A 23,857-nucleotide genomic window follows, 5' to 3' on the forward strand; every position below is an offset into this window, starting at 1 on the left:
CGCAGGTCCAGCTCGGCGCTGCGCAGGCGATCGGCATCAAGCCAGGGCGGCATAGCGCGGCACGGTCCGGGCGGCCGCAGCCAGTTGCAGCAGCTGCTGCTCGAAGCGGCGCTGCACGCTGCCCCAGTCGGCCTGGAGGGCGTCCAGCCGCGCTTCCATGCGCAGCAGGCCGTCGGGCGCGGAGGCATCCAGGGCGCGGGTGGCCGCATCCAGGAAGGCATCGGCGGCGTCCAGGCCCTGGCAGACCGGTGCCAGGCAGCCACTGACACCGTCGCGCACATGCTGGGCGGCGGCGCCGGTGTCGAACGCGGCGACGGCCAGGCCGCTGGCCAGGGCTTCGAGCGTCACATTGCCGAAGGTCTCGGTCTGGCTGGGAAAGAGGAAGACGTCGGCGCTGGCGTAGTGGCGGGCCAGCGCGAGGCCCGTCTGCATGCCGACGAAGCGCGCCGTCGAGTGAGTGCGCTCAAGCTTCGCGCGCAGCGGGCCGTCGCCGACCACCACCATGCGCAGCCCCGGACGGCGGGCGCTCAGGCGCTCGAAGGTCTGCAACGCCAGGCTCGCGTTCTTCTCCGGCGCCAGCCGGCCGACATAGAGCATGACGCGGTGATCGTTGCCGATGCGCCATTCGCGGCGCAGCCGCAGGTCGCGGCGATCAGGCGAGAACAGCTTGGCGTCGACGCCCCGGCCAAGCAGCCGCAGGCGCTGGAAGCCGTGGGCGGCGAGTTCACGCTGCAGCTCCGCGGTCGGCACGAAGTTGAGGTCGGCCATGCCGTGCAGGCGCTTCAGATAGCCCAGCACGACGGTCTCCAGCCAGCCCAGGCCGTAGTGGCCGCAATAGGCGTGGAAGTTGGTGCGGAAGTCGGCGCTGCGGGGAACGCCCTCGGCGTGCGCAGCGCGCAACGCGGCCCAGCCCAGCGGGCCGGGTGTCGTCACGTGTACGAGATCGGGCGGACCGCCGCATTCGCGCCACAGCGCGCGCAGCCCCGCCGACGTGGCCAAGCCGTAGCGCAGCTCGGGATACATCGGGATGGGACCGCCGCCGCAGCGCCATTCGCGCTCGTCGCGGCGGGCCGCTTCACCCGGCTGGCGCGGCCGGATCAGCTGCACCTCGTGCCCGACGTCGCGCAGATGCCGCAGGGCGCGCTCGGCCGTCAGGGCCACGCCGTTGATCTCCGGCGGAAAGGTCTCGGTGACATAGGCGATGCGCACGACGCTTCACTCCGGCTGTTGCATTCCGCCGTCATGGCAAGTGGAATGCCCGCCCCTTCCTGGCCCTTGCTGCTCAGGTCGACCGAGCGGCCGCCCGGGAGCGCAGCAGGGCCATCAACTGGCGCTCGGCGGCGTTCAGGCCGGACCGGGCCGAAGGCGCCGCCGCCCACGGCTGGGCGCGCAGCGCGGCGCGGGCCGCCTCATCGCCCAGCGCGTCGCCCAGGGCCAGCACGCGGGGGTGGATGTAAGCCTTGCGGCAAACCGCTGGGGTGTTGCCCAGGCGCTTGGCCACGGCTGCCAGCAGTTGCTGCGGCCGGCAGGGCTCGGCGCCCTCGGCACAGGCCTGCAGCGTCAACTGCAGGGCCAGCACGCTGCCATGCCAGGTGCGAAAGTCCTTGGCCGTCACGCGCCGGCCGGCGGCCTCGGCCAGCCAGGTATTGACGTCCGCGGAGTCGACGGCATGGGTCTGGCCGCCCTCGTCGAGATAGCGGAACAGCTCCTGGCCGGGCAGCTCGCGGCAGCGGCGCACGATGCGGGCGACACGGCGGTCGCTCACGCTGACCGAGTGGCGCACGCCGCTCTTGCCGACAAAGGACAGCCGGATGGCGTCACCCTGCACGCCGGCATGGCGGTTGCGCAGCGTCGACAGGCCGTAGGAGCCGTTCTCGCGCGCATAGGCACTGTTGCCGATGCGCAGCCAGGTGGTGTCCAGCAGGCGCACCAAAGTGGCCAGCACGCGCTCGCGGGTGGGCTCGCCCTGCCCCGCCAGCGCGCGCTGCACGCGTCGGCGCAGCCGTGGCAGCACAGCGCCAAAGCGCAGCAGGCCGTCGAACTTGGTCTGGCCGCGGTCGGCCATCCAGTCGGCGTGATAACGATATTGCTTGCGCCCGCGCGCATCGCGGCCGGTGGCCTGCAGATGGCTGTCGGCATGCGGGCTGATCCAGACCTGCTGCCAGGCCGGTGGAATGGCCAGCTTGCGGATGCGCGCGAGCGTGGCGTCGTCACGGACACGCCGGCCGCGGGCGTCCCGGTATTGGAAGCCGCCGGAAGTCGCCGGCTCGCGGCGGATGCCGGGACCCGTATCGCTGAGCCAGCGCAGGCCGGCCTGGCGCGCCTGGCGAACCTCCGGGGCCCGGGATGACGGCGGGTTGGGCATGCCGTGCCCAGGCAGGCGACGTGCCAGGCATGCCGATTGCCTCCGCGCCGCAATGCATGCGAACCACGCCGTGCCCGAGCAGCAGGTCCAGGAGACGCGTCCTGGTGCGGGCCCCCATCTGCTGGATGTATCGATGTTCTGGGGCGCCACGGGCGGCGTGCGGCGCGTGTTGACGGCCAAGCATGAGCGGCTGCGCCCGCTGGGCTGGCGGCACACGGTCATCGCGCCCGGCGCCCAGGGTCCCGGCATGGTGGACTGTGGCGGCATGCCCCTGCCCCGCAGCGGCGGCTACCGCATGGTGCTGGGCCGGGGCCGTGCGCTGCGGCAGATCGAATTCGTCGCGCCCGACATCGTCGAATCCGCCGACCCCTATGTACTGGCCTGGGCGTCGCTGGCCGCGGCGGAGCAGTTGCGCATCCCGGCCGTGGCCTTCTGCCACAGCAACCTGCCCCAGCTGGCGGCGCGCCTGGCGGGCGGCCCCGAAGGCACACGCCTGGGGCGCGGCGCCGAGCGCTGGGCCCGGCGCTATCTGGTCAACCTCTACCGCCATTTCGATCTCGTCATGGCCCCCAGCAGCGGCATGGTGCAGCTGCTGCAGTCCTGGGGCGTGCCGCGCGTGACGCTGCAGCCCCTGGGCGTGGACTGCTCGGCCTTCACGCCCTGCGCGCGCGACGCCGCCTGGCGGCTGCAGTTTTGCAGCGACCACGGCCTGGCGCCGGATACGCGCCTGTTCATCTACACCGGCCGCTTCGCATTGGAGAAGAACCTGCAGCTGCTGGCCGATGCGGTCGCCCTGCTGGGGCGCGGCCATGTGCTGCTGGCCGTGGGCGACGGGCCGGCGCCGCCGCTTGGCGAACAGGTGCTGGTGCTGCCGCCGGAACACGACAGCCGGCAACTGGCCCGCATGGTGGCCAGCTGCGATGCTTACGTGCACGCCGGCGACCAGGAGACCTTCGGCCTGGGTGTGCTCGAGGCCATGGCCTGCGGCACGCCGGTGGTGGTCGCCAGTGCCGGCGGCCTGGCCGAACTGGCGCGCGAAGCGGGACTGCTGGTGGACCGGCCGCGGGCCGGCTCCTGGGCTGAAGCGATGGACGCCAGCCTGGACGGCAACCAGGCGGTTCAGCGCCGCAACGCCCTGGCGCGCGCCCAAGCGCAGGACTGGCCGCACGTGATGGCGCAGATGACGCGGCGCTACACCGCCCTGCTCGGCCGCCAGCCCACACTGGTTGCGCCGGCCCGCAACCCGGCTCTGCCGCTGGCCAATCGGCTGGCACGCCAGCGTTGACGGCGCCGACCCGAGCGGCCGGCGCCGTGTGCGTCGTGCTGCACGACGTGTCACCGGCGCGCTGGGACGGCTGCCTGCGCGTGCTGGCTGAACTGCGCCGCTGTGCCAGCCATGCCGGCGTGCGGCTGCCGCTGTCCCTGCTCGTGGTGCCTCGCATGCACGGAAATGCGGAAGTGCCGCCGCGCTATCTGCGCTGGTTGCGCGGCATGGCCGGCGCCGGCCATGAACTGCTGCTGCACGGCCTCACCCACAGCGACGAAGGCCCGCCGCTGCGCGGCCTGGGCGACTATCTGCTACGCCGCCACTACACGGCGGGCGAGGGCGAGTTTGCCGCCCTGTCCCACCCGCAGGCCATGCAACGGCTGCGCGAGGGCCGTACCTGGGCCGGCGACCACGGTCTGCCCATGGACGGCTTCGTCGCGCCGGCCTGGCTGCTCGCCCCACCTGCGCTGCAAGCCGTTGCCGACGCAGGCTTTCGCCACACCTGCACGCTGACCGAGGTCATCGCCCTGCCACACCGGCATGTGCTGCCGGCGCCCAGCCTGGTGTTCAGCACACGCACGGCCTGGCGCCGCGGGCTGTCATTGGCCTGGAACAGCCTGCAGGCGCGCCGCGCCCGCGAGGCGCCGCTGCTGCGCCTGGAGCTGCATCCGGGCGACGCGGATCACCGCGCCGTGGTGCGCTGCTGGACGCGGCTGCTCGACGAGGCCCTGCGCACGCGCACGCCGCTGCGCCTGGCCGAGGCGGCGCAGATGGCGCGGGTGCTAGCGGGGCATCAGCGGGAGCTGCTGCGCGAGCTCAATAGGTGCCACAGCGCAAACACCAGTGTGCCGACCGCCGCCGCAACGAGGGCGGAGCGCACCGGCTCGTCGCGCACATAGCCCACGGTCCGCTCGCGAACCTGCGAGACGCCGGAGCGCATGTTGCGCAGTACCGGCGCCATGGCGTCGCGCGCTTCGCTCACGCCGTCGGCCAGATGGTCCAGGCCGCGCCGCGCGGCGTTCTGCGCCTTCTGCAGGCCATGCCGCGAAGCATCGGCCGCATCGTCAACCCAATCTGCGTGACCCATGGTGCTTCCTTCATCAGAGTGTCGGAATGCAGTGGGGGCAATCCGCGCGCCGTGCCCGCGCTCAGTCGCGCTGCGGGGGGCCGCCGAGATCCGCAGCCGCGCTGCCTTCGGCTGCATATTCCTTCAGCCGGTTGTACAGCGTCTTCAGGCTGATCCCCAGCACCGCAGCTGTGCGTTCCTTGTGGTGGTTGAAGTGGCGCAGCGTGGCCAGCATCAGCGCGCGTTCGGCCTGCGCCACGCTGGAGCCGATGGGCAGGGTGATGAAGGGCATGTCGGCATCGGCGTTCAGCATCTCGGGCAGCCGAGCAGGCGACGGCGGGATACCGACCGGCGATGCCACTGGCAGGTCTTGCGGCCCCTGGCCTCCCCAAGTCGAAGTGACTCCCGTCTCTTCGCTGCCGGGCAGCCAGGTCTCATCGATCAGCTCGCCCTGGGCCATCACATAAGCGCGCTGCACGACATTGCGCAGCTCGCGCACATTGCCCGGCCAGGGGTAACCCACCAAGGTCGCCAGCGCCTCGGGCGAGAAGCGGCGCACGGTGCCTTCCTGCTCGCTGATGGCGGCCAGGAAATGGTTGGCCAGCAGCGGGATGTCGGCGATGCGGTCCCGCAGCGGCGGCAGCGCGATCGGGAAGATGTTCAGGCGGTAGAGCAGGTCTTCGCGCAACTTGCCCGAGGCCACCGCCTGGTAGGGCAGGCGGTTGGTGGCCGCGACGATGCGCACGTCGGTCTCCTGGCTGGTGGTGCTGCCCACGCGCATGAAGCGCCCGGTCTCCAGCACGCGCAGCAGCTTGACCTGCAGCTCCAGCGGCATCTCGGTGATCTCGTCCAGGAAGAGAGTGCCACCGCTGGCGCGCTCGAAGAAGCCCTGGTGCTGGCGCTCGGCACCGGTGAAGCTGCCCTTCTCGTGGCCGAAGATCTCGCTCTCGATCAGGTTGGGGCTGATGGCCCCGCAGTTCACGGCCAGGAAGGGGCGCTTGCGACGGCGGCTGAGGTCGTGCACGGTTTGCGCCACCACCTCCTTGCCGGTACCCGACTCGCCCGTGATGAAGACCGACACGCTGGTACCCGCCACGCGCGAGATCTGCTCGTAGATGCGCTTCATCGGCGCGCTGCGGCCCCAGAGATGGCCGAAATGACCGGACTCGTCCAGATTGGCAGTCAGATCCTCCACCTCGGCCTGCAGGGTCGCCGGCTTCATGATGCGCGACAGCACCCCTTGCAACTGCTTGAGGTTGACGGGCTTGACGAGATAGTCGGCCGCCCCCAGGCGCAGCGCCTGGATGGAGGTCTCCAGATTGGCGTGGCCAGTGCAAAGCACGACCTCCGAATTGGCCACCAGCTTGGGGTCGGCCAGCAGGTCCATGCCATTGCCGTCGGGCAGGCGCAGGTCCAGCAGCAGGATGTCGGGCTGCTGCAGCGAGAGCTGCTTGCGCGCATCGCGCAAGTTGTGAGCGACCGCCACGGTGAACTGCTCGCCCGCGATCAACTCGCGCAGGGAGGCGGCTGAATCATGGTCATCGTCCACTACCAGGGCATGCGGCATCGTTTCCTTCCAGCTTTGTTACGGTGACCCAGGCGCTACGGGAGCAGTCATTTTCAACACATTCCACCCCCGTCAGAAAAACTTTGCCCGGCCGGGGCGTGTATCCACCAGTAATCCCCGTCAGGCATGCCAGCTGCCCTCAGCTGGCCGCCCACCGTAACGTTATGCCCGCCCATGAGCAACCCCTTGTTACAAGACGCTGATTGCCATGATCCCGCCGGTCTCTCGTTGACGCGGTTGCTGGACGCGCTGGCACTGGGTGCCGTGCTCGTGCTGGCCTGGCGAGCCTGCCATGGCCACCACCACCGCCGTCGCAGGGCCCATTCGGCGCGAGCACCGGTCGCCGTGCAAACCTGGGAAGGCGAAGGCGGTCGCCCGACGCCCACCGACGCCTGAGGTCGTGCCGCCAGCATTGCTGCAACTTCTACCGGTTGCTCCGCCCCCTGCAGCCGCTTGACCTCACCGGCTTCTGCAAGCTGGGCCTGGGCGGGCACACCGCCTGCCCTGCAAGCTCAACATTGGTGCATTGGCGGGCCTCATGAAGCAATCTCGCGGCTGGCACCTCGGCGGCTGGGCTTGGGCCCTCGCGGTGGTGTTCTCCCTGGCGGGCACGGTGGCCTGCGGCACCTTGCTGGAACAGGAACGTCAGGTGCAGCCAGCGTCGGCGCGCCTGACCGCAGACCGCGTCACCCTGCAGGGCCGTGACGGCCCCGTCTCCGATGCCGTCGAGGCCAGGGACCTGGCCCGGGTGCGCGACGAGGGCAATGGCGCGCTGCTGGAACGCCATCTCGGCGCGCTGGCAGCCAGGGGCGACACCCAGCTGCTGCGCGGCAACACGGCCAAGCTGCTGGTCGACGGCCCCGCCACCTTTGCAGCAATGAAGGCGGCCATCGCCGCCGCCCGCCACCGCCTGCTGGTGGAGTTCTACATCATCGAGGACGAGGGCGTAGCCGCCGAGATCGGCGAGCTGCTGCTGCGCAAGGCCGCCGAGGGCGTCAGCGTGGCGCTGATGTACGACAGCCTGGGCTCGATGGGCACGGATGGCGCCTTCTTCGACCGCCTGCGCAAGGGCGGCGTCGCCGTGTGCGCCTTCAACCCGATCAATCCGCTGGAGCGACCGGGCCACTGGGGCGTGCTGCAGCGCAACCACCGCAAGATGCTGGCCGCCGACAGCGACGTGGCCTTCACCGGCGGCATCAACCTCAGCAACGTCTACGCCGAAGGCTCCTTCAGCAGCGCCCGCCGCAGGGGCCCCGCCCGGCCGCCCGAAGGGGCTCCGCTCCCGCCTGGCGGGACAGCGCGCAGCGCGAAGGGTGCGCCAATACAGCCGCCGGCCGACGCCGACAAGCAGGGCTGGCGCGACACCCAGGTGGAGCTGCGCGGCCCCGTGGTGTCGGCCCTGGCCGTGCTGTTCCGCGAATCCTGGGCCCTGCAGGGTTGCCCCGGCGAACTGGCGCCCGCCCCGCCGCCCAGTGTGGCCACACCCGGGCAGCGCGTCGTCAAGCTGGTGGCGGGCGATCCGGCCAATGGCATCAACCCCAGCTACACGGCGCTGCTGCACGCCATCGATGCCTCGCAGCGCAGCGTGCAGCTGACCATGGCCTATTTCGCACCCGGGCCCGAGCTCATCCGGGCCCTGTGCGACGCGGCCCGCCGCGGCGTGGCCGTCTCCCTCGTGTTGCCGGGCCGCAGCGACGTCGCCATGGTGCTGCACGCCGCGCGTTCGCGCTATGCCCAGCTACTGGAAGCCGGCGTGCAGATCCACGAAATGACGGAGTCCGTCATGCACGCCAAGACGGCCGTCGTGGATGGCGTTTATTCCAGCGTCGGCTCGAGCAACCTCGACTGGCGCAGCATCGTTGGCAACAACGAGGTCGACGTCATCGTCCTCGGCGACGACTTCGGCCAGCAGATGCAGGCGCTGTTCGCCCGCGACCTGCAGGTATCTCAGCGCATCGACGCGGCGCAATGGGCCAAGCGCGGCCTGGGCCAGCGCCTGCTGCAGGGATTTGCCCGCCTGGTGGAGCCATTGCTTTGAGCTGGCATCCCGTTTGCCACAGACCGGCGGGTTTATTCAGCAACTCGGAGTTCTGCGATGACGATTGACCTCATGGGCACTTCCTCCATGACCGAAGCCACCGCCATGGGCGCGGCCGGGCGCTTCCTGAACGACATGCGCCTGGAGCGCGCACGCCGGCCGGGCGGTAGCAGCACGGGCCGGCTGATGCGGCGCAGCCGCACACGCACCGCCGGCATACGCTTTGAATGGGTGACACGCACGATCGGACCGGTGCTGCGCGTCGTGGCCACCTGGACCGACCAGCATGGTCAGCCTCACCACACCTCGTTCTCGGTGCAATGCAATGGTCTGGAAGGGGCGTTGGATCGTGCCATCGCGGCACGCACGTCCTGCGGTGCGCCGCCGCCGGATCGTGATGATCTGCTGCAACGCCTGCAGCAGGAATTCGCCACTGCGCCGCTTGCCGCGGAGCAGCTGGCTGGCATGGCGCCAGGGCGGACCTTGCTGACCGCTCAGCTCAACTTGGCCAGCATGGAGGCCTCGGTGGCCTCGTCCCAAGCCAACGGATAAAGGCAACGGGCCTGGGTCAGCAGCTCAGGCCGGCCGCCCCACAGCGCGATCTGCTCGCGCACGGTCGCCAGATCGATGCTCATCAGCACAGCCGGCGCGTTCACGCGCGGGTTGTGCCGGGCCGCCGTGTAGGGCAGCAGGCCCAACCAGCGACGGTAGAAGGCGACGTGGCGCGGGTTGACCTCGATGATGAGGCGCTCGCAACGCGCGCGACGGTGGGCGTGCAGATAGCCGAGGTGAAACACCTGGGCCAGCACCCGCTTGGGCTCGAAGGCATGTTTGTCCACAGCCAGCCGGCCGAATTCGCAGAGCTTGACGCCGGCGGAACGCCATTCGGCCAGCTCGGATTCGAAGAGCAGGTCGGCGTGCAGGCCGCCGGCACCGTCAAAACGCACCGACAGCGTGCCGATGATGTTGTCGCCGTTGCGCGCCGTGCAGATGATGTCGCCATCTTCCTTTCGGCTGGTGTAGGTCTCCCGCTTCACCGCCAGGCCGCGATCGCCGTAACGGCGTTCGACGAGCTCGTAGGCGTCACCCTCCAGCGCTCCGAAATCGCTGTTGAGCTCCAGCGGCGGTCCGCCGAAGGGATTCAGCGGCGTGCGGCGGCTTTCTTCGAACATGGGCGTCATCGACTACATCCTTGGTGCCCAACGCACCGAGCGGCGGAGTCTAGGGATTGAAATGACGCATTTCATTGAAGCTCACAGACCGATACATCTAAATCGGGGGGATCAGGGATTTCCCTGTCGCCGAGAAATGCGACAACGACCGCGCCCTGGTATTCGGGGACCACGGCAAGAAAGAAGGCCACGCGCGGCGTGGCCTCGGGAGCGAAGGCGCTGCGGGATCAGACCACGTACTTGCCCACCAGGCGGTTCATGTTGGTCAACGACAGGCGGTGCATCTCGATCATCGCGATGAGGCCGTTGCGGTGCAGCTGCAGCACCTTGTCGTCGGCCAGCTCGGCGTACTTCTTCTCGTCCAGGGCCATGAAACCCTCGACGTCGAGCTTTTCATCGTTGGGCAAGGTCGCCTCGAAGCGCATGTCCTGCAGCAGGTCCATCTCGACGAGCAGGTTGCAGATCAGGCGGGTGCGCTCGGCTTCCTGCTCGAAGTTTTCCAGGAAGGCCTTGGCGTTCAGCAGGAACTCGGTCGGCTGGCCGTCCTTGAACAGGGCCTCGCCGGTCGTCTCGTTGAAGGCCGGCCACTTCATGTCGTAGCAGACGGCCATGCTGTTCGAGCTTTCGTCCATGCGGGCCATCACGAAGGGATAACGGCGTACATAGGCGGGCACGTAGCCACCGGTCCACTTGTCGCCCTCGACGAAGAGGTTGGAGCCCGCGCGCAGGCCCAGCACGGCCAGAGGCGCGACGGGCTGCTTGCCATCCGGGCCGGGGCTGCCGGCGCGCACGAAGACGATCGGGTATTCCTTGCAGGCGTCGGCAAACTCGACGGCGGCGAGGAAGACCGAGTTCTGATCGGCCACGCGGCTCACGACGGACTGGTCGGTGTCCAGCTTCAGGTTCTTGTGGACGTCACGATCCAGCGGCTGCATTTCGCCGTACATCGGGGGGTTGCTCATGTTTCTCTCTCTCCAGTTTCCTCGGCCAGACGACTGACCAGCACTTTGTCTACACGCTTGCCATCGAGGTCCACGACCTCGAATCTCCACGCGTCCCACTCCACGACATCGGTCGTGCGCGGCAAGCGCCCCAGCAACAGCATGATCATGCCGGCCAGGGTGTTGTAGCGCCCACGGTCCTCTTCGGGCAGTTCCTTCAGCTCCAGGCGGTCCTTCAGCTCGGGCACCGGGATCAGGCCGTCGATCAGCCAGCTCCCGTCCTCGCGCTGCACCGCCCAGGCGTCACCGTCACTCGGGGCATTGAACTCCCCGGCAATGGCTTCCAGCACGTCACGCACGGCGATCACGCCCTGCACCTCGCCGTACTCATCGACGACGAAGACCAGGGGCGCGTCCGACACGCGGAAATGTTCCAGCAGCTCCATGCCCGACAACGTCTCGGGCACGAACAGCGGCGGCTCCAGGCCCGCCATCAGGTCCAGCGGCAAGCCCTCCAGCATGCCGGCCAGCAGCGCCGGCGCATTGGCCACGCCCAGCACCTCGCCCAGGCCACCGCGGCAGACCGGGTAGCGGTTGAAGCCATGCTCGCGCAAGACGGCCAGCACCTCGGCCGGCGTCGCATCAACCTCCAGCCAGGCAATCTCGGCCCGCGGAATCATCATGGAGCCGACCTGACGCTCGTCCAGGCGGAACACGTTGCGCACCATCTGGTGCTCATGCTCCTCGATGACACCGGCGTCGCGGCCTTCTTCCAGGCTGGCGGCGATCTCCTCTTCCGTCACACCGCGCTGGCCCTTGTTGCGCAAGCCCAGCAGGCCCAGCGTCGCCTCGGTCATGAAGCTCAGCGCCTTCACCAGCGGGCGCGCGGCCATGGAGATGAAGTTCATCGTCGGCGCGACGAGGCGGGCCACCGTCTCCGGGTAGATCTGGCCGATGCGCTTGGGCACCAGCTCGCCGAAGACGATGGTCAGCAGCGTGATGATGATGACGACCAGCGCCGTCGCGGCGATGTCGGTGGCATGCGGGTTCAAGCCGAAGCTCTCAGTCAGCCAGCGCGACAGCGGGCCGGAGAAGGCCGCATCGCCGACGATGCCGTTCAGCACGCCGATACCGGTGATGCCGATCTGCACCGTCGACAGGAATTTGGTCGGGTTGTCATGCAGGTCCATCGCGGCCTGCGCACCGCCCTCGCCACTCTCCACCATCACCTGCAACCGCGCCTTGCGGCTGGCGGTCAGCGCCATCTCCGACATCGCGAACAGGCCGTTGATCAGGATCAGAAAGAGAACGAGAGCGGTATCCATCGAAGGCGCCAGACCCCGGGGAAAACCCCAGGTGGCGCAAGGCAAAAACGAAGCCCGGGAGACTATCAGAAGGCCATGACCAAACCCACCGTGCGATCCCTCGCTCCGGGGACCGGGACAATCCGCACATGAACTACCTGATCGGCGACCTCCAGGGCTGCTGCGACGCGCTGGAGCGCTTGCTGCGGCAGATCGATTTCTCCCCGTCACGCGACCGCCTCTGGCTGCTGGGTGACCTCGTCAACCGCGGCCCGGCCTCGCTGACGACGTTGCGCCGCCTGGCCGGCCTGGGCGAGACGGCGACCTGCCTGCTGGGCAACCATGACCTGCACCTGCTCGCCGCCCACCACGGCGTGCGCCGCCCGCACCGGGGCGACACGCTGGACGACATCCTGGCCGCGCCCGACCGCGAGGCGCTGATGGACTGGCTGCGCCAGCAGCGCATGGCCGTCTACGAGGCCGGCTGGCTGATGGTGCACGCCGGCGTTGTGCCGCAATGGAGCCGCGACGACACCCTGGCCTTGGCGGCCGACGTCGAGGCCGTGCTGCGCGGCCCTGCCCTGCCCGACTTCCTGCACGCCATGTACGGCAACGAGCCGGCGCGCTGGGACCCCGACCTCGCCGGCACCGCGCGGCTGCGCTTCACGGTCAACGCGCTGACGAGGCTGCGCTTTTGCAGCGCCGACGGCGAGATGGACTTCAAGACCAAGGACGGCGCCGGCGCGGCACCTGAAGGCTTCATGCCCTGGTTCGACGTGCCAGGCCGCAGGACCGCCGACACGCCCATCGCCTTCGGCCATTGGTCGACGCTGGGGCTGCTGGACCAGCCGCACCTGCTTGGCCTGGACACGGGCTGCGTCTGGGGTGGCAAGCTGACGGCGGCGCGGGTGGACGGCCTGCAGCGCGAGATCATCCAGGTGGACTGCGAACAGGCGCAGCAGCCGGGCGGCTGAGCCAAGGCACCGTAGAATGCGCGTCCCGCTGGAAGCGTGGGAGAGTGGTTTAATCCAACGGTCTTGAAAACCGTCGAAGGTGTGAGCCTTCCGTGAGTTCGAATCTCACCGCTTCCGCCAGGTTTTCGTGAGTTCGGCAAGGCCGCGCAGCGGCCTTGGACGCACCGCCAGGTGCGGCAATCTCACAGCCTCCGCCAGCTCGAGAAGCAAGAGCGCGGTGCATGTTCCTTGCATCAATCGGCAGGACTCGCGTCCAATCCGCGATGCCAACTCACCGGATCTCGCCATGTCACGTTACGTCGATCAGGTTCTCGTGCCCGGCGAGCGAGTCGTCCATCTGGGGCGCACCAGCCTCTGGTCGGTTTGGCACTTGCTGTTGTTCGGCCTGCTCTTGCTGCCCGCCTTTGGCCTTGGGCTCATCCTTTGGGTGGCCGCCTACGTTCGCATCAGGTCAACCGAGCTGGCCGTGACCACCAAGAGAGTGATCGTCAAACACGGGTTCATCCGTCGCCACACGATCGAGATCAACATCAACAAGGTGGAGAGCATTCAGGTCAATCAGTCCCTCATGGGCCGAATGCTCAACTTTGGCACCCTCGTCATTGCAGGCACCGGTGCATCCCATGCGCCCATCGACGGCATCGCAGAGCCGCTTGTATTCCGCCGCGCCTTCGTCGAGGCCCAGGACTCGGCACAGAGCAGCCAGGCATAGCGTCAAGAGACGCTTCAGTCGAAGGTGCCCGCCACAAAGGATGCCTTGACCGTGATCAGCCAGCTGCCCTCCACCTTGTGCAGGACGAAGTGGTCGTTGAACAGCTTCTGACCGATCCGCACCCTCACGTTCGCTGTTGAAAGGCTGTCCGAGATGTGCTCGACCGAGAGGATTGCTTCGTCCCTCGGCGCACCCGTCGACTGGGGGCTCGGCCTTCCATGGATGAGCGCCGCATAGTCCTGTGAGGACAGCATGTTCAACCGCCCCCCGTCAAGCCACTGCACAAAGCAGTTCGGGTGGAAGACCTTGTTGAAGTCACGACTCTTCGGCTCATAGGCCAGATTGAAATAGTCCTCGATCAGAGTGGCTACGGCTTGGGTCTGGGTCATCGCAGGCTTTCATCAATGGGCGAACGATTCGTATAGTGAGGAATCCTTCCGCGCCCGGCTACAGCGAACTGGTTATCGCTGCCATTACCAGAACACATCGACCATGGATGACCTTGATGGAGCGCTTGTCATCGGCCTGCTGGCGCTGAATGCGGTCGCCGAATCGAAGAGCTTCGGCCGTGCTGCCTCTCGGCTGGGCAAGACGCAGCCCGCGGTGAGCCGCTCGATCCAGCGCTTGGAAGACCGCCTCAGCGCCAAGCTCGTGCATCGCACAAGCCGACACGTTGAAGTGACGGATGCCGGGCATGCGTTGCTCTCCAAGGTGCTGCCCCTGCTGCAGGGGATAGAGGATGCGACGGCCGCCGCCTCTGACCAGGCCTCGGCCGTCAACGGCACGTTGCGCGTCGCCTGCGATGCCCGGTTTGCCGGCCTCGTGTTGGCGCCGGAGCTGGCGCAGTTTCTGAAGGCCCACCCGTCTCTTCAACTGAGGCTGGAGACCAAGAACGGTCTCTCGGACCTGGTGAGCGACGGATTTGATCTCGCCGTCAGGTTTGGGCCTCCATCCATCTCGACCCTGGTCTGTCGCAGGCTCTACAGCCCGCGCGTTCTGACCGTTGCCGCGCCGTCCTATCTGGCGCGCCGCGGTCGACCCAGGTCGCCGCAGGATCTGGTGGGCGACGATCATGAGTGCATCGTCGCCATCGATCCCGCCACCGGCAGGCCCTTCGAGTGGGAGTTCTGGCGTGGCGATGAGAAAGTGAAGGTGGCCGTTCGCGGCAACCTGACGGTCACGGACGCCGGAATCAAGATTGGGGCCTGTCTCGCGGGCCACGGGATCGCCCAGGTGATCGACCTCGGGGTCGATTCGCATCTGCGAGCGGGCACGCTGGAGCCCGTCTTGCCGGACTGGGCTGACGAGACATTTCCCCTCTATGTCTACTACCCCAGCCGGACCCACGTTCCGGCCAAGGTCAGAGCCTTCATCGACTTTGTTGTGGGCATGATGCCGGTGCTTCAGCCGGCCGGCCAAGTCGACCTTCGGCCATGAATGGGCTGATCGGCGCCATCAGCTCCTACCGCGGCACCACGCAGTCCATCTCTTCGAGCCCCGCGCCGATTCGTGCGCTTGTTCGACTGTCCTGGGCCTAGCTCTCCAGGCCAAGCAGGCGCTCGGCGTTGCCATGGGCGATCAGGGCCTTGTCCGCGTCGCTGACTGACAGGCCCTCGATGAAGGCGCGCGCGCCGTCCAGGCTTTGGTAGGGGTAGTCGATGGAGTACAGGATGCGCTCCGCACCCATCAGCGCATGGATGAACTGGAAGTGCGGCAATGTGAGCATGCCGCTGGGCGACACGTAGACGTGCTCGCGGTAGGTCCGCGCGATGGGGCGCTTCAGGCCGGAGGCTTCCTGAGGGATGGCGTCCTCCAGCCTTTGCAGGAAGAAGGGCACCATCTCGCCCCAGTGGCCGCTGATGACCTGCAAGCGGGGGTAGCGGTCGAACACCCCGGCGAGCAGCATGCGCACGACCTGGATGCCGGCCTCGTTGTGCCAACCCCAGGCGAACATCGACAGGCGTGCGCTGAGTTCGCGCTCGAAGCCACCGTAGTACGGCGCCTGCACGGCCGGCAGTGGCAGGCCGGGGTGAACGTACAGCGGCACGTTCAGCTCGTCGAACGCAGCCAGCACGGGGGCGTAGCGCGGGTCGTCCAGGAAGGTCTCGCCGGGGCGCCCGTTGATGAGCGCACCCTTGAGGCCCAGCTCCTTCACGGCCCGCTCCAGCTCGCGCGCGGCGGCCTCGGGCGCCTGCCAGGGCAGCGTGGCAAACCCGGCGAATCGCGAGGGATGGGCTTGCGCGGCCGCGGCCAGCTTGTCGTTGGCAGCGCGGTTCAGGGCTATGGCCTGGGCGGCCGGCAGCAGCTGCGGGAAGCCGCCGTAGGAGAGGACTTGCATGGCGATGCCTGCCGCGTCCATGTCGGCCAGGCGGGCCGCGCCCATGTCCAGCGCCTTGCGCGCCGACTCGCCGGGTGCGACGACATGCGGGCGGCTGAGATCGGCGACGTGTTGGCCGTCAATGACGCGGCTGCCCCAGTCAGCGAGATAGGGCGCCTCGGCTCGCACGAGGCTTTGCGACGCCGCGCCGATGGCGGCATCCAGCACGTGCTCTTCGACGCAGATCAACTTCATGTCGTGCCTCGGCAGCCGATCACGCCAGCAGCGCGTCGCGCAGCGCTTCGCCGAGGCTGGCGGCGGACTGCGGGTTCTGGCCCGTGATCAACCGGCCATCAACCTCCACCTTGTTGGACCAATTGGGTGAGTCCTGGTGCAACGCGCCGCGCTCGTTGAGCGTGGAGGCCAGCAGGAAGGGCACGACGTGGGTGGACTGGACTTCCTCTTCCTCGCCATCGGTGAAGGCCGCCACGCGCTTGCCCGCCACCAGCAGGCTGCCGTCGGCACGGCGTGCATTGACCAGGGCCGCCGGGCCGTGGCACACGGCGCTGACGATGCCGCCAGCCGCGTCGATCTCGCGGATGACCTTCTGCGCGCCGGCGCTGTCAGGGAAGTCCCACATCGTGCCGTGGCCGCCCGCGAACATGACCGCCGAGTAGCGCGCAGGGTCGACGTCGTCGATGCGCAGCGTGTTGGCAATGGCGTGGCGGAAATCGGCATCCGCCCAATAGCGAGCGACCACCGGGTCCGTCATGTCCTCCAGCCCGTCGAGCGGCGCCGCGCCGCCCTGGATGGAGGCGATCTCGACGCGGATGCCGGCTTGCTGCAGCTTCTCCAGCGGGTGCGTGACCTCCGCCAGGTTGAAGCCGGTGGGGATGCCTGTCGCCCCCTTGACCGGGTTGCTGGTGACGACGAAGAGGATGGGCTTGAGTTCAGAAGCTTGTCGGGTCATGGGCGATGGCTGTGATCACAGGTTGCTGAAGAAGGAGGCGAGCTTGGCGATCGCCTGATCGACGTATTCGGGCCGGTCGTAGAGCGCGACGTGGGTGGCGCCTTCGATGACGAACAGCTCTTTCGGGCCTTTCGACAGCGCGAACGCTTGCTCGCTGTAGACCTTGGTGTCGGCGATGCTCCCGGCGATCAGCAGCAGCGGCTGGGTCAGCAGGTCCGGAATCAGGTGGAAGACCGTGAAGGCCAGCATCTTGTCGAGGCTGGTCATCAGGAAGCGGCCCTTGGAGTTGGGGTGCTGGCCCCGCGGTGTGCGGTAGTAGTCGTAGGCTTCGCGAAGAAAGGTCGGCGTGTTGTCGTCGATGTCTGCCAGCTGTTCGGGAACGAACGGGGCGTAGAGAGGCTCGGCACCCCGGGCTTCGGCGGTGCGTTGCTGCGCCGCCGCTTGCAGTGTTCCTATCAAGGCAGCAGCAGGGATGGGATTGCCAACGATGGTCCTGGCTGCCTCGCCCATCGGCGTGGCGCTGACGACGCCCACCGCCTTGAAGCGGCGCTCCGACTGGGCAACGGCGAGCGCGTATCCCCCGCCGGCGCAAACGCCGAAGACCCCCATGCGCTCCACGTCGACGTAGGGCAGCGTCGAGAGAAAGTCGGCAGCCGCGCGGGCATCTTCCACGCGCGCCGACGGGTCCTCCAGCAGGCGGGGTTCGCCGCCGCTCGCACCCTGGTAGGAGGCGTCGAAGACGACAACGACGAAGCCATGTGCCGCCAGCCGCTTGGCATACAGGCCTATCGTCTGTTCCTTCACGCCGCCGGCGGGGTGAATGCCGACGAGGGCGGGGTATTGCCTGTCTTCCAGGAAGTCGTCCGGCAGATGAAGGTGCCCTGAGAGCTGGATCGCTCGATTCGCAAACGAGACGGCTTGGACCATGAAGAACCTCCTGAATGCAGTGCTTGAAGGGTCAGGCGTTGCCGGCGGCGAAAAGCATTTCCCAGTTCAGGAACGGGCCCAGCGGAATGACGTCCCAGCCGATGAGGCCGGCCTTGGCCAGCGGGAACTCGGCCAGGGCCTTCCTGGCGGCTTCCACGGACTCGGCCTCGGCGAGGATGGCGACGCCCGGGCGGTCCTGGCGGAAATAGATGTCACGGACGATGCCGCTCTTGTAGAGCTGCCAGCCGTGGCGGGCTTCGCCGTGCAGGTGCGGTTGGTACTGTTCCAGCGTGGCGCCGGGCTGGGGGATGTCGAGGCAAAGCAGTTTCATGAGTGGTCTTTTGTAGAAGAACGGATCAGGCCGGTCCCCGTGGCGGGACGCTCGCGGCATGCTACGGTTTCCATTAATTCGTCAGTGGCGCATTAACGTCTTGGTTATGATTCCGAAAATTCGACAATAGAACGATGCTGGACAGACTCGACGGCGTGGCGGTTTTTGTGGAAACGGTGGATGCCGGTGGCTTTGCGCGCGCCGCAGAGCGGCTGGCGTTGACGCGTTCCGCTGTCGCCAAGGCCATTGCACGGCTCGAAACCCGGCTGGGCGTGCGGCTCTTTCACCGCACGACGCGGGCGCTGAGCCTGACCGAAGACGGCCAGATCTATTACGAGCGCTGCGTTCGCGCCATGGATGAGCTCCGCGAAGCGGAGGCGCTGCTTGAATCCGGCCGGCACGAGGTCAGCGGGCGGCTGCGCGTCGCGATGCCCGTGCTGTTCGGTCGGCTTTGCGTGGCACCCATCCTGCTGGAACTCGCGCGCGAACACCCGAAGCTGGAACTCGACCTGTGCTTCAGTGATCGCCCGACGGACATCGTTGCCGAGCGCATCGATCTCGCGATCCGCAACGGCAAGTTGGGGCCGGCGACGGGGCAGCTTCGCAGCCGCCGGCTGAGTAGCCAGAGAAAGGTGTTGTGCGCCTCGCCGCACTACCTCGCGGCTCACGGCCGCCCCGCCGACACCCAGTCGTTCGATGGGCATGACGCCCTGCTGTACTGGCGGGCCGACTATGTGCAGCCCTGGACGCTGCCGGACGCCGAAGGCAAGTTGATCGAGGTCACCTTGAGTTCCCGTTTCCGTTTCGATGACCTTGCCGTCGTCGCCGACGCGGCTGCCGCCGGGCTCGGGATCGCATGGCTGCCGCATTGGCTCGTTCGGGACAGTCTGCAAGGCGGTAGCCTCGTCGCGCTCTTCGAGGAGCGCCCGCATGCGTCGGTTGAATGCCATGCGCTTTGGCCGGTCAGCCAGCACATGCCCTTGCGTCTTCGCCTGGCGATCGACACGCTGGTGTCCAAGCTTCCGGGCGCCGTCGAACGCTAGCGCCGCTTGAGCGTTTGAAGACCCAGACCTTGTAGAAGTGGCGGCGCATCAGCCGCGACTTTCCTTCTCCAATGGCTTCGCGGGTGGCCACCTACGATTTCAGTCCGCTGCGGGCCGCCCGCTGACATGAGTTCCGAGCGCTGAACGCGCAGGCAGAACGCCGACAGAAGGGATGGACGCCGTGTGGAATCGCAAGCCGTCACTCATGAGCACGCGCGCCGTCGCGATTGCCGTCGCGTCGACACTTTCCATGCTGGTCCTTTCGAGCGTCGCAAACGCCGTGGAGTCGAAGATGCCCTTCATCAGAATCGCCGAGCTTGAGATTGATCCGGCGCAACTCGAGGCTTTCAAGGCAGCCATCGCGGAGGGCGTCGAAGCCGCTGTGCGGACCGAGCCCAAAGTCCTGGCCCTCTACGCCGTGGCCGAACGGGACCGGCCGAACCACATACGCGTCTTCGAGATCTATGCAGACGAAGAAGCCTACGCACAGCACATCCAGACCGCGCACTTCAGAAAGTTCTTTGAATCGACCTCGCCCATGGTGGTGTCTCGCCGCCTGATCGACACGGTGCCGGTTGTGCTCGGAGCCAAGCCATAGCGCGAGGCGCGTTGGTGGCGTTGCCGAACGGATGGAGCGTTGCACGGCACGTTTCGTCGTGCCCCATCGACGGCCTGTCGGCACCCTGCCACCGACTGTCGCAGCACGATGGCGGCACCGGCAGGCCATCGCGAGGATGCGGCCTTCTTCACGCGTCCCAAGGCAGACCGATGAACTCTCTACGCCACCGCTTTCTCGCTTGCGCGCTCGCTGGCGTCGCCATGGCCGCCCACGCGGCGGAGCCCTCGCCGGCCGAGGCCGATCTCAGTGCCACGATCGCCGCGCTCGACGCCGCGGCCTTTGAGGCCTTCAACCATTGCGAGGCACCCGGCCAGCTCGACAAATACGCGAGCTTCTTCGACCCTGCCGTGGAGTTCTATCACGACCTCGGCGGCGTCACGTGGACGCGCGACGTGATGATCGCGCAGACCCGGGCCCATGTCTGCGGCAAGTTCCAGCGCGAGCTCGTGCCGGGCACGCTGAAGGTGTGGCCGATCAAGGGCTTCGGTGCGCTGGCCCGCGGCGAGCATCGCTTCTGCCACTACAAGCCGGGCGGCACGACGCATCCCTGCGAGGGCCGCGCCGAGTTCACCATGCTGTGGCGCCAGCAGGGCAATGCCTGGACGATCACGCGCGCCTTCAGCTACGGGCACGGGTCGAACTGAGGCGACGCCCGCGACCGCCTCGCGTCACGCTAAATGTTGGTGCTCGACGGGATGCGGCTCGGCAGGAGGTGTTCATACGGCCGCGTGCGCGCCAGGTTGCGCTGCCGGATGGTGTTCTCGACGCCGGCCAGCGCGCTGCGAAAGCGCTCCAGCGGGCCGCCGGGCCGGGTGATGGCGGGGTCGAGCAGCACTGGCGGATACGGGGGTGCGTTGTCGCGGTATTCGCCCAGCATGCGGTAGTACACGCCGCCGAGGATGTGGAACAGCAGGATCTGCTCCTGCGCCGCCAGCCGGCTGGGCAGCATCTGCGACCAGGTGGCCTCGCCCTGCCCCACCGCGCCGGCAGGCGCCCATGCGCCGCCCACGCCGGCGTAGAACGGGGCGTAGGTCATCAACGAGGACTGCGGGAAGTTGACGGCCGCGTGCTGGGCGCTGGCATTGAAGATGATGGCCGTCACCACCAAGGCAAGCTGGCTGCGCGTGGTGATGGGCCGGAAGCCCATGACCTTGCCACTCACGGCCAGCTCGCTGGCCCAGGCCTTGAGTTCGTAGTCGCTCGTCACGTCGGCGTCGCTGGCGTAGTACACGGCGAGGTATTCGCTCACCCATTGCTGGATGGCGTTCCAGACCAGCAGCGCGTCGTCGCGGTAGGGGTAGTCCGGCAGCCGACCGGCGTCATCCACGCCGCGTGCGCGCAGATCGTTCGGCAGCATGTTGTCGTAGAAGTCGAAGGCCAGGCGATCACGGCCGCATTCGCGCTGCAGCGTCTCGATGGGCGCGGCCAGGATGGTGTCGCCCGTGGTGAGCGGCCCCATGATGACCAGCGCGGCCGCATCGTTGATGAACAGCGTGCCCTCGAGGTGGGGCGCGAGCAGCCGGTTCAGCGGGTGCACGACCGCGAGCTGGCGCTGCGTGGCCATCGCGAAGGCCTCGGACATCAGGTGCGTTCGGCCCAGGTGCACGAACATCTCGTGATAGTTGAAGTCGGCCACCTGCACCGCGGTCTTGGCCGACTGCCACGCCCAGTAGGCGTTGGCGTTGGCCGGATCGGTGGCCCGCAGCACCAGGGGGCTGAGGGCCGGGTCCTGCCCGCACTGGATGGCGACCGGCACCAGCGAGCGGCCGGCCTGGGGGCGCGCGAACAGCGCGATGGGCGCATAGCCGTAGCCGGCGCCCGTCAGCGGCTTGTTCACCGGGCCGGCCGGCGCCATGCCGCCCAGGCTTTCATAGTCCAGCAGGTAGAGCCGGCCACTGCCGGCGGCGTCGAGCAGGCCGTCGTTGTTGCCCTCACCACCCATCGCCTGGCGGTATTGCGCATCGCTCAGCGGGAACTTTGCCGGCAGCGCAGCCACCTGCCGGATCAGCATGGGGTTGGGCCCGCCCACACGCATGTACGCGAAGGTGTCGTCGTCATGCAGCAGGCTCGCTATCGCCGGCTTGTCCAGCGTCACGAACAGCGCGTCGTACTGCGCCACCGTCTTGGGCTGCGGCGCCGTAGAGACTTGCACGGTGAGCTGGTAGTGGATCTGCCGGAGCTGCGTCGCGATGTCGCCCACGGCCGCCGTGAGGTTGGTCAGCAGCGTGAGCACGGCCGCGGGCAGACTCAGCACGCCAGCGTTGGCAGCTGAGACGCTGTCGAAGCTCGCCTGCGCGGCCGCGAGCCGGCTCCTCAAGCCATCCAGCGTCTGCAGGCTGCTGGCAGCGAGCCCGCTGGGCGCCATCGAGGCCGCCAGATTGGTGACCGCCTCCACTGCCAGCGCCGACGTCTTGAGCTGATGTTCCAGCGTCGGCAGCTCGCCCGCCGGCACCACGGCCGCCATCGGCACGCCGGCGAGGTTGAGGTGGGATTCGGTCCAGAGGTACAGCGCCTGCTGGCTGACGAGCTGGAGCCGGCGGGCCGCGGCGCTGAGCAGGTCCGCCTTCTGCGGCAGCGTGGGCTTGGGAACGGGCAGCGCCGCCGATGCTGGTGAAGGCGTGCCGCCAATCAGGCTCAGGCCGCCCGCCGAGGCGGACCATTGGAGGATGTCTCTGCGTTTCATTGGATTTATCCGGAAGCCGGTGCGCCCATGAGCCTAGCCAGGAAACGGGCCGCACGAGGGGCCGTACACATCATTTCGTGCAACCGGGCGTCACGCACAGCGTTTCGCAGCGGCCTCCTACATACGCCGCCCAACCACGGAACCAAACTTGCCGCATAGCAACTGCCGGTGCGGTGCCCCATGAGATTCGTCTTCGACTCCCTCCTCGGCGGCATCCTGGCAACGGTCGTCGCGGGTGCCGCATGCGCTCAACCCGCCGCGCCACTGCCGGCGTCTGCACCGGCTTCGGCGCCCATGACCGCAGCCTCAAGACAGGTTCCGACCCGCAACGCGGCCATCACGGCGTCCGAGAACGCCAAGGAGCCCGGCAACCAGCGCCCCGAGGAACGGGTGATTCCGCAGATCTCCATCCCGCTCAGGAACAAGAACGTCATGCCCCTCGCTGCCATTCCCGCATCGGCGCCTGTCGGCAGCGTGCCCGGTCGTGTGAACGAGGGCGCAGCGCGGTGCGTGGCCATCAGCAGCGCAAGTGAGAAGGCTGCCTGCGAGCGTGGGTTGGCGGCATCGGGGCCGATGAAATCCGAGCGCTGACGCTCAAGCCGCCACCGCGGACGGCCTGCGCGCCATGCCCTTCCACCGGCACAGCAACAGCACCGCGGCCAGGTCAACCACCACCGCGAAGACGCTCGCCTCCGGTCCGAAGGTGCCACCGCTGAGCCATTGCGGCCGGTCGAGCAGTTGGGGGTGCAGCCATCCGGCCTGGGCCAGGCCACTCACGTCCAAGCCCAGCACCGAGCCTTGCATCCAGTTCCAGCCGAAGTGGATACCGATGGGCAGGGCGAGGCTGCGGGTGCGCAGCCAGGCCAGACCGAGCAGCAGGGCGCCCAGCGCGTTGTCCAGCGTCGCCGTCGCGACCGTGATGCCGTCCATGCCTGGGTTGCCCAGGTGGGCGACGGCGAAGAGCGCGGCCATCAGCGCCAGCGCCCAGCGCGCCCCCAGGCCCTCCACCATGCGCTGCAGCACGAAGCCGCGGAACAGCAGCTCCTCCAGCACGGCCACACACAGGAATACCCAGGCGCCATAAGCCAGCGCCGCGAGGCTACGCGCCGGGTCCAGCTCGAAGCGCACGCCGCCCGCGAGCAAGATCAACGCCGTGACCGCCGCCATCTGCGCGGCCCCGAAAGCCACGCCCAACAGCAACTGCCGCCCCCACGACCCATCCAGCGCCAGCCCCACGCCCGCCAGACGCTGCCGACGCAGCCGCATGCAGATCCACGTCACCCCCAGCAGAAACACGACCGGCAGCGGCGACAGCCAGGCCTTGGCGACGCCGATCTGCTGCAAGCCGTGAGACACCGGCCGGTACACCCACTGGCTGGCCAGGAAGATGGCCATGAAGAGAAGGATCCACCAGCCGCTGCGCAGGCGGCCCTGATCGTTGCGTAGCAGCTTGTTCAATTGCGCATCCTTGCAGGTCGGAGGGGTGGCGGTGCGCGCAATTCTGTTGAGCACGCTTGAGATCGACAACGGCCAGGCGACGAACCGCAGATCGGCCGGACAG

General features: G+C 68.1%; 26 protein-coding genes and 1 tRNA gene. 13 read left to right on the forward strand and 14 right to left on the reverse strand.

What is annotated here, in order from left to right; translation table 11 throughout:
* Positions 1–36: 36 nt before the first annotated feature.
* A complete protein-coding gene (locus ASC91_RS16550; protein WP_056198755.1) occupies positions 37–1,209 on the reverse strand; it encodes a glycosyltransferase family 1 protein in 1,173 nt (390 codons plus the stop codon).
* 73 nt (positions 1,210–1,282) lie between these two features.
* Positions 1,283–2,365 (reverse strand): DNA topoisomerase IB, encoded by a 1,083-nt coding sequence (locus ASC91_RS16555; protein ID WP_082532731.1) that lies wholly within the window; start codon positions 2,363–2,365, stop codon positions 1,283–1,285.
* Between the two features lie 52 nt (positions 2,366–2,417).
* Here ASC91_RS16555 and ASC91_RS16560 point away from each other — a divergent pair, with 52 nt between their 5' ends.
* Both ASC91_RS16560 and ASC91_RS16565 read left to right on the forward strand, forming a co-directional pair.
* Positions 2,418–3,650, forward strand: coding sequence for a glycosyltransferase (locus ASC91_RS16560; RefSeq protein WP_056198758.1), 1,233 nt, complete (start codon positions 2,418–2,420; stop codon positions 3,648–3,650).
* On the forward strand, positions 3,647–4,531 hold the full coding sequence (locus ASC91_RS16565; protein ID WP_082532732.1) for a DUF2334 domain-containing protein: 885 nt from the start codon (positions 3,647–3,649) through the stop codon (positions 4,529–4,531). The genes ASC91_RS16560 and ASC91_RS16565 overlap by 4 nt, the downstream gene beginning before the upstream one ends.
* On the opposite strand, the gene ASC91_RS29490 is transcribed toward ASC91_RS16565, so the two are convergent.
* Together ASC91_RS29490 and ASC91_RS16570 are read right to left on the reverse strand one after the other, a co-directional pair.
* Entirely contained in the window at positions 4,426–4,719 is a 294-nt protein-coding gene (locus tag ASC91_RS29490; RefSeq protein ID WP_157281686.1) for a hypothetical protein, read from the reverse strand. The genes ASC91_RS16565 and ASC91_RS29490 overlap by 106 nt on opposite strands.
* Before the next feature lie 61 nt (positions 4,720–4,780).
* On the reverse strand, positions 4,781–6,265 hold the full coding sequence (locus tag ASC91_RS16570; RefSeq protein WP_056198765.1) for a sigma-54 dependent transcriptional regulator: 1,485 nt from the start codon (positions 6,263–6,265) through the stop codon (positions 4,781–4,783).
* A gap of 174 nt (positions 6,266–6,439) precedes the next feature.
* On the opposite strand from ASC91_RS16570, the gene ASC91_RS29495 reads away from it, so the two are divergent.
* From ASC91_RS29495 to ASC91_RS16580, 3 genes are all read left to right on the forward strand, one after another.
* Positions 6,440–6,661: a hypothetical protein gene (locus ASC91_RS29495; protein WP_157281688.1), complete on the forward strand. Its 222-nt coding sequence runs from the start codon at positions 6,440–6,442 to the stop codon at positions 6,659–6,661.
* A gap of 142 nt (positions 6,662–6,803) precedes the next feature.
* On the forward strand, positions 6,804–8,303 hold the full coding sequence (locus ASC91_RS16575) for a phosphatidylserine/phosphatidylglycerophosphate/cardiolipin synthase family protein (protein WP_056198768.1): 1,500 nt from the start codon (positions 6,804–6,806) through the stop codon (positions 8,301–8,303).
* Between the two features lie 57 nt (positions 8,304–8,360).
* Positions 8,361–8,855: a hypothetical protein gene (locus tag ASC91_RS16580; RefSeq protein WP_056198770.1), complete on the forward strand. Its 495-nt coding sequence runs from the start codon at positions 8,361–8,363 to the stop codon at positions 8,853–8,855.
* On the opposite strand, the gene ASC91_RS16585 is transcribed toward ASC91_RS16580, so the two are convergent.
* From ASC91_RS16585 to ASC91_RS16595, 3 genes are all read right to left on the reverse strand, one after another.
* Complete coding sequence (locus ASC91_RS16585) at positions 8,798–9,484, reverse strand: long-chain N-acyl amino acid synthase (protein ID WP_157281690.1); 687 nt, start codon at positions 9,482–9,484, stop codon at positions 8,798–8,800. The two genes, ASC91_RS16580 and ASC91_RS16585, sit on opposite strands and share 58 nt — an antisense overlap.
* A 218-nt stretch (positions 9,485–9,702) precedes the next feature.
* Complete coding sequence (locus ASC91_RS16590) at positions 9,703–10,437, reverse strand: SapC family protein (RefSeq protein ID WP_056198778.1); 735 nt, start codon at positions 10,435–10,437, stop codon at positions 9,703–9,705.
* On the reverse strand, positions 10,434–11,741 hold the full coding sequence (locus tag ASC91_RS16595; RefSeq protein WP_056198781.1) for a hemolysin family protein: 1,308 nt from the start codon (positions 11,739–11,741) through the stop codon (positions 10,434–10,436). The genes ASC91_RS16590 and ASC91_RS16595 overlap by 4 nt, the downstream gene beginning before the upstream one ends.
* 128 nt (positions 11,742–11,869) lie before the next feature.
* Between ASC91_RS16595 and ASC91_RS16600 the strand changes: the two genes are divergently transcribed.
* From ASC91_RS16600 to ASC91_RS16610, 3 genes are all read left to right on the forward strand, one after another.
* Positions 11,870–12,694 carry a symmetrical bis(5'-nucleosyl)-tetraphosphatase gene (locus ASC91_RS16600; protein WP_056198784.1) on the forward strand — a complete coding sequence of 275 codons (825 nt, stop codon included), beginning with the start codon at positions 11,870–11,872 and terminating at the stop codon, positions 12,692–12,694.
* Between the two features lie 30 nt (positions 12,695–12,724).
* A tRNA-Ser gene (locus ASC91_RS16605) sits at positions 12,725–12,814 on the forward strand.
* 166 nt (positions 12,815–12,980) lie between these two features.
* Positions 12,981–13,406, forward strand: a complete 426-nt coding sequence (locus ASC91_RS16610) for a PH domain-containing protein (protein WP_056198788.1) — start codon at positions 12,981–12,983, stop codon at positions 13,404–13,406.
* A 14-nt stretch (positions 13,407–13,420) separates the two neighbouring features.
* Here ASC91_RS16610 and ASC91_RS16615 read toward each other — a convergent pair whose 3' ends face one another.
* Positions 13,421–13,795 carry a nuclear transport factor 2 family protein gene (locus ASC91_RS16615; RefSeq protein ID WP_056198791.1) on the reverse strand — a complete coding sequence of 125 codons (375 nt, stop codon included), beginning with the start codon at positions 13,793–13,795 and terminating at the stop codon, positions 13,421–13,423.
* A 103-nt stretch (positions 13,796–13,898) separates the two neighbouring features.
* Here ASC91_RS16615 and ASC91_RS16620 point away from each other — a divergent pair, with 103 nt between their 5' ends.
* On the forward strand, positions 13,899–14,843 hold the full coding sequence (locus tag ASC91_RS16620; protein WP_056198794.1) for a LysR family transcriptional regulator: 945 nt from the start codon (positions 13,899–13,901) through the stop codon (positions 14,841–14,843).
* Between the two features lie 97 nt (positions 14,844–14,940).
* On the opposite strand, the gene ASC91_RS16625 is transcribed toward ASC91_RS16620, so the two are convergent.
* Genes ASC91_RS16625 through ASC91_RS16640 form a run of 4 tightly spaced genes read right to left on the reverse strand, consistent with a single transcriptional unit; the run spans position 14,941 to position 17,951 of the window.
* Positions 14,941–15,978 carry an amidohydrolase family protein gene (locus tag ASC91_RS16625; RefSeq protein ID WP_056198797.1) on the reverse strand — a complete coding sequence of 346 codons (1,038 nt, stop codon included), beginning with the start codon at positions 15,976–15,978 and terminating at the stop codon, positions 14,941–14,943.
* 19 nt (positions 15,979–15,997) lie between these two features.
* Positions 15,998–16,693 carry a type 1 glutamine amidotransferase domain-containing protein gene (locus tag ASC91_RS16630; RefSeq protein WP_056198800.1) on the reverse strand — a complete coding sequence of 232 codons (696 nt, stop codon included), beginning with the start codon at positions 16,691–16,693 and terminating at the stop codon, positions 15,998–16,000.
* Between the two features lie 15 nt (positions 16,694–16,708).
* Positions 16,709–17,620 (reverse strand): alpha/beta hydrolase, encoded by a 912-nt coding sequence (locus tag ASC91_RS16635; protein WP_056198803.1) that lies wholly within the window; start codon positions 17,618–17,620, stop codon positions 16,709–16,711.
* A 31-nt stretch (positions 17,621–17,651) separates the two neighbouring features.
* The gene (locus tag ASC91_RS16640) at positions 17,652–17,951 is read right to left on the reverse strand and encodes a hypothetical protein (protein WP_056198805.1); all 300 of its coding nucleotides are present in this window, start codon (positions 17,949–17,951) and stop codon (positions 17,652–17,654) included.
* A gap of 134 nt (positions 17,952–18,085) precedes the next feature.
* Between ASC91_RS16640 and ASC91_RS16645 the strand changes: the two genes are divergently transcribed.
* The 3 genes from ASC91_RS16645 to ASC91_RS16655 all read left to right on the forward strand — a co-directional run bounded on the left by ASC91_RS16645 (position 18,086) and on the right by ASC91_RS16655 (position 20,257).
* A complete protein-coding gene (locus ASC91_RS16645) occupies positions 18,086–18,994 on the forward strand; it encodes a LysR family transcriptional regulator (RefSeq protein ID WP_056198808.1) in 909 nt (302 codons plus the stop codon).
* A 205-nt stretch (positions 18,995–19,199) separates the two neighbouring features.
* Positions 19,200–19,592, forward strand: a complete 393-nt coding sequence (locus tag ASC91_RS16650; protein WP_235532008.1) for a putative quinol monooxygenase — start codon at positions 19,200–19,202, stop codon at positions 19,590–19,592.
* A 170-nt stretch (positions 19,593–19,762) separates the two neighbouring features.
* The gene (locus tag ASC91_RS16655) at positions 19,763–20,257 is read left to right on the forward strand and encodes a nuclear transport factor 2 family protein (RefSeq protein ID WP_056198811.1); all 495 of its coding nucleotides are present in this window, start codon (positions 19,763–19,765) and stop codon (positions 20,255–20,257) included.
* Between the two features lie 29 nt (positions 20,258–20,286).
* Here ASC91_RS16655 and ASC91_RS16660 read toward each other — a convergent pair whose 3' ends face one another.
* On the reverse strand, positions 20,287–22,296 hold the full coding sequence (locus ASC91_RS16660; protein ID WP_056198814.1) for a lipoxygenase family protein: 2,010 nt from the start codon (positions 22,294–22,296) through the stop codon (positions 20,287–20,289).
* Positions 22,297–22,476: 180 nt separating this feature from the next.
* Between ASC91_RS16660 and ASC91_RS29500 the strand changes: the two genes are divergently transcribed.
* Positions 22,477–22,887, forward strand: a complete 411-nt coding sequence (locus tag ASC91_RS29500) for a hypothetical protein (RefSeq protein WP_157281694.1) — start codon at positions 22,477–22,479, stop codon at positions 22,885–22,887.
* A gap of 3 nt (positions 22,888–22,890) precedes the next feature.
* On the opposite strand, the gene ASC91_RS16670 is transcribed toward ASC91_RS29500, so the two are convergent.
* A complete protein-coding gene (locus tag ASC91_RS16670; protein WP_056198820.1) occupies positions 22,891–23,754 on the reverse strand; it encodes a CPBP family intramembrane glutamic endopeptidase in 864 nt (287 codons plus the stop codon).
* Between the last annotated feature and the right edge of the window lie 103 nt (positions 23,755–23,857).

It is taken from the genome of Pelomonas sp. Root1237 (assembly GCF_001425055.1).
Lineage (GTDB): Bacteria > Pseudomonadota > Gammaproteobacteria > Burkholderiales > Burkholderiaceae_C > Pelomonas.

Bases quoted from the DNA above. Each gene is read 5' to 3' on its own strand.
- ASC91_RS16555 (WP_082532731.1), bottom strand. From the start codon at position 2,365: ATGCCCAACCCGCCGTCATCCCGGGCCCCGGAGGTTCGCCAGGCGCGC.
- ASC91_RS16560 (WP_056198758.1), top strand. From the start codon at position 2,418: ATGCATGCGAACCACGCCGTGCCCGAGCAGCAGGTCCAGGAGACGCGT.
- ASC91_RS29490 (WP_157281686.1), bottom strand. From the start codon at position 4,719: ATGGGTCACGCAGATTGGGTTGACGATGCGGCCGATGCTTCGCGGCAT.
- ASC91_RS16570 (WP_056198765.1), bottom strand. From the start codon at position 6,265: ATGCCGCATGCCCTGGTAGTGGACGATGACCATGATTCAGCCGCCTCC.
- ASC91_RS29495 (WP_157281688.1), top strand. From the start codon at position 6,440: ATGAGCAACCCCTTGTTACAAGACGCTGATTGCCATGATCCCGCCGGT.
- ASC91_RS16575 (WP_056198768.1), top strand. From the start codon at position 6,804: ATGAAGCAATCTCGCGGCTGGCACCTCGGCGGCTGGGCTTGGGCCCTC.
- ASC91_RS16580 (WP_056198770.1), top strand. From the start codon at position 8,361: ATGACGATTGACCTCATGGGCACTTCCTCCATGACCGAAGCCACCGCC.
- ASC91_RS16585 (WP_157281690.1), bottom strand. From the start codon at position 9,484: ATGACGCCCATGTTCGAAGAAAGCCGCCGCACGCCGCTGAATCCCTTC.
- ASC91_RS16590 (WP_056198778.1), bottom strand. From the start codon at position 10,437: ATGAGCAACCCCCCGATGTACGGCGAAATGCAGCCGCTGGATCGTGAC.
- ASC91_RS16595 (WP_056198781.1), bottom strand. From the start codon at position 11,741: ATGGATACCGCTCTCGTTCTCTTTCTGATCCTGATCAACGGCCTGTTC.
- ASC91_RS16600 (WP_056198784.1), top strand. From the start codon at position 11,870: ATGAACTACCTGATCGGCGACCTCCAGGGCTGCTGCGACGCGCTGGAG.
- ASC91_RS16610 (WP_056198788.1), top strand. From the start codon at position 12,981: ATGTCACGTTACGTCGATCAGGTTCTCGTGCCCGGCGAGCGAGTCGTC.
- ASC91_RS16615 (WP_056198791.1), bottom strand. From the start codon at position 13,795: ATGACCCAGACCCAAGCCGTAGCCACTCTGATCGAGGACTATTTCAAT.
- ASC91_RS16620 (WP_056198794.1), top strand. From the start codon at position 13,899: ATGGATGACCTTGATGGAGCGCTTGTCATCGGCCTGCTGGCGCTGAAT.
- ASC91_RS16625 (WP_056198797.1), bottom strand. From the start codon at position 15,978: ATGAAGTTGATCTGCGTCGAAGAGCACGTGCTGGATGCCGCCATCGGC.
- ASC91_RS16630 (WP_056198800.1), bottom strand. From the start codon at position 16,693: ATGACCCGACAAGCTTCTGAACTCAAGCCCATCCTCTTCGTCGTCACC.
- ASC91_RS16635 (WP_056198803.1), bottom strand. From the start codon at position 17,620: ATGGTCCAAGCCGTCTCGTTTGCGAATCGAGCGATCCAGCTCTCAGGG.
- ASC91_RS16640 (WP_056198805.1), bottom strand. From the start codon at position 17,951: ATGAAACTGCTTTGCCTCGACATCCCCCAGCCCGGCGCCACGCTGGAA.
- ASC91_RS16645 (WP_056198808.1), top strand. From the start codon at position 18,086: ATGCTGGACAGACTCGACGGCGTGGCGGTTTTTGTGGAAACGGTGGAT.
- ASC91_RS16650 (WP_235532008.1), top strand. From the start codon at position 19,200: ATGAGCACGCGCGCCGTCGCGATTGCCGTCGCGTCGACACTTTCCATG.
- ASC91_RS16655 (WP_056198811.1), top strand. From the start codon at position 19,763: ATGAACTCTCTACGCCACCGCTTTCTCGCTTGCGCGCTCGCTGGCGTC.
- ASC91_RS16660 (WP_056198814.1), bottom strand. From the start codon at position 22,296: ATGAAACGCAGAGACATCCTCCAATGGTCCGCCTCGGCGGGCGGCCTG.
- ASC91_RS29500 (WP_157281694.1), top strand. From the start codon at position 22,477: ATGAGATTCGTCTTCGACTCCCTCCTCGGCGGCATCCTGGCAACGGTC.